This window comes from Streptomyces neyagawaensis, from assembly GCF_023516595.1.
GTDB lineage: Bacteria > Actinomycetota > Actinomycetes > Streptomycetales > Streptomycetaceae > Streptomyces > Streptomyces neyagawaensis.
The window spans coordinates 1-2,260 of record NZ_JAMGBG010000020.1 but is presented as its reverse complement, the minus strand read 5'-3'; the positions used below and the strand labels follow the sequence as shown (position 1 = coordinate 2,260).

The 2,260-nt window shown below is 67.6% G+C and carries 3 protein-coding genes; 2 read left to right on the top strand and 1 reads right to left on the bottom strand.

Translation table 11 applies throughout. The features are described from left to right. On the top strand, window positions 1–205 hold a 205-nt coding region (locus M8J73_RS11335; protein WP_249828560.1), incomplete at its 5' end, for a hypothetical protein. A gap of 280 nt (window positions 206–485) precedes the next feature. On the opposite strand, the gene M8J73_RS11330 is transcribed toward M8J73_RS11335, so the two are convergent. Further along, the gene (locus M8J73_RS11330; protein ID WP_249828559.1) at window positions 486–1,493 is read right to left on the bottom strand and encodes a stage II sporulation protein M; all 1,008 of its coding nucleotides are present in this window, start codon (window positions 1,491–1,493) and stop codon (window positions 486–488) included. A gap of 139 nt (window positions 1,494–1,632) precedes the next feature. Here M8J73_RS11330 and M8J73_RS11325 point away from each other — a divergent pair. Further along, window positions 1,633–2,260, top strand: a 628-nt coding sequence (locus M8J73_RS11325) for an RDD family protein (RefSeq protein WP_249828558.1), incomplete at its 3' end; no start/stop codon positions are given.

Here is a 2,260-nt window from a genome sequence, read left to right as displayed (position 1 = left end):
CCCGACCGAACCGGCCGGAGACGGGGTATCAACATATCTGGCGTTGATTTTTGGCACGCTGTTGAGTTCTCAAGGAACGGACGCTTCCTTTGTACTCACCCGATCTTCTCGGGCTTTCCTCCGGGCGCTTCCCTTCGGTCTTGCGTTTCCAACCTTACCAGATTCGTTTTCCGTTCCGTTTCCGGTCGGAATTCATTTCCGGTAGCCGTTGGAGGGCTTTTGCCTATTCGTTCGCCTTGCGGCTCCCTTTCGGCGAGTCCGACTTTATCAGAAGTTTTTGACCGGCCTTACCGGCCTGTCTTTCTGATTCATCGGGGCGGGCTCACTCGCGAATCTCGTCCACGAGGAACCGGTAGATGTTCACTGTCACCTGGGGCATGTCCACCACTAGGCAACTGTTCGAATCTACCTCCCCGCTAGCACCGTGTCAACGGCTCTCGCGGGAACGACGACGACCCTAACAGCCCGACGGGGGTGGATGCACATCAGGCAGCTGTGGGCACCGTGGCACTGCGCTCATGCTCCTCGATGTCGCCTGTCTCGCCGGCCCGAGCCGCACGTCCGCCCAGGACATAGACGTAGGCGAGGAAGGCGAGTTCGGCGAGGACGCCGATGCCGATGCGGGCCCAGGTCGGCAGGCCGGACGGGGTGACGAACCCTTCGATGGCGCCGGAGACGAACAGGACCAGCGCCAAGCCGATCGCCATCCCCACTGCGGCCCGCCCCTCCTCGGCCAGGGCCGAGCGGCGGGTTCGGGGGCCTGGGTCGATGACGGTCCAGCCGAGGCGCAGGCCCGTACCGGCGGCGACGAAGACCGCGGTCAGTTCCAGCAGGCCGTGAGGTAGGACGAGGCCCAGGAAGACGTCGAGTCGGCCCGCCGAGGACATCAGGCCGATGCCCACGCCCAGGTTGAGCATGTTCAGCAGAAGGATCCAGAGGACCGGCAGGCCCAGGAAGATGCCCAGGACCAGGCACATGGCTGCGGCCTGGGCGTTGTTCGTCCACACCTGGGCGGCGAAGGAGGCCGCGGGATGGCTGGAGTAGTACGTCTCGTACTGGCCACCGGGACGCGTCATCTCGCGCAGTGCGTCGGGGGCCGCGATCGACGCCTGGACTTCGGGGTGAGTACCGATCCACCAGCCCAGGAGGGCGGCGACCAGGGTGGAGAGAAGTGCGGTGGGGACCCACCAGCGCCGGGAGCGGTAGACCGCCGCGGGGAAACCGTGGGTCAGGAAGCGGACGACATCGCGCCATGAGGAGCGGCGGGCACCTGTGACCGCGCTACGCGCGCGTGCCACGAGTTGGCTGAGACGGCCGGTGAGCTGAGGGTCAGGGGCACTGGACTGGATCAGGGAGAGGTGGGTCGCCGTGCGCTGGTAGAGGGCGACCAGTTCGTCGACCTCGGCGCCGTTCAGGCGGCGCTGGCGGCGGAGCAGTGCGTCGAGGCGGTCCCACTCGGCGCGATGGGCGGACACGAAGACATCGAGGTCCATCGGGTTGGCTGCTCCTCGTCCCTCTCGAACTGCGTGTCAGCTTGTCGTACAGGTCGTACTGCGGCGCGATGTGGCTTCAGCTTGGCAGACTGGCCAGTCTCGGGGCAGGTCAGGGGATGGAACCGGAAGGACTACGGGTGTGAGTGAGCTAGTGACGGGCGAGGCGGTGGCGCTGGAGCTGCGTCCCGCGAAGCTGCCGAGCCGGGCACTGGCCGTGCTGCTCGACCTGGTCGTGGCGATGGTCGTCTACCTCGTGGTGACCCTGCTCCTGGCTCTCGCCACGGCCGGTCTCGACGAGGCGGCGCAGATGGCGATGGCCGTCGCGAGCTTTCTGCTCCTGCTGGTGGGTGTACCGATCGCGGTGGAGACGCTGAGCCATGGGCGCTCCCTGGGGAAGCTGGCCTTCGGGCTGCGGGTCGTGCGGGACGACGGGGGGCCGATCCGGTTCCGGCACGCCCTGGTGCGCGGTGCCGTCGGCGTCGTCGAGATCCTGATGACCTTCGGGGTCGTCGCGTGTATCGCCTCCTTGGTGTCGGCGCGGGGGCGGCGGCTGGGGGATGTGTTCGCGGGGACGCTGGTCGTGCGGGAGCGGGTGCCGGCGGGAAGGTCGCCGTTCGTGCCTCCGCCGCCGCCCTGGCTGGCCGGGCAGTTCTCGGGGCTCGACCTGTCCGCTGTTCCGGACGGGCTGTGGCTGGCCATCCGCCAGTACCTGACGCGCATGGGACAGCTCGACCCGCAGGTCGGAGCGGCGATGGCGGAACGTCTCG

Coding starts and splice junctions, on each gene's coding strand:
- M8J73_RS11330 (WP_249828559.1), bottom strand. CDS start 1,493: ATGGACCTCGATGTCTTCGTGTCCGCCCATCGCGCCGAGTGGGACCGC.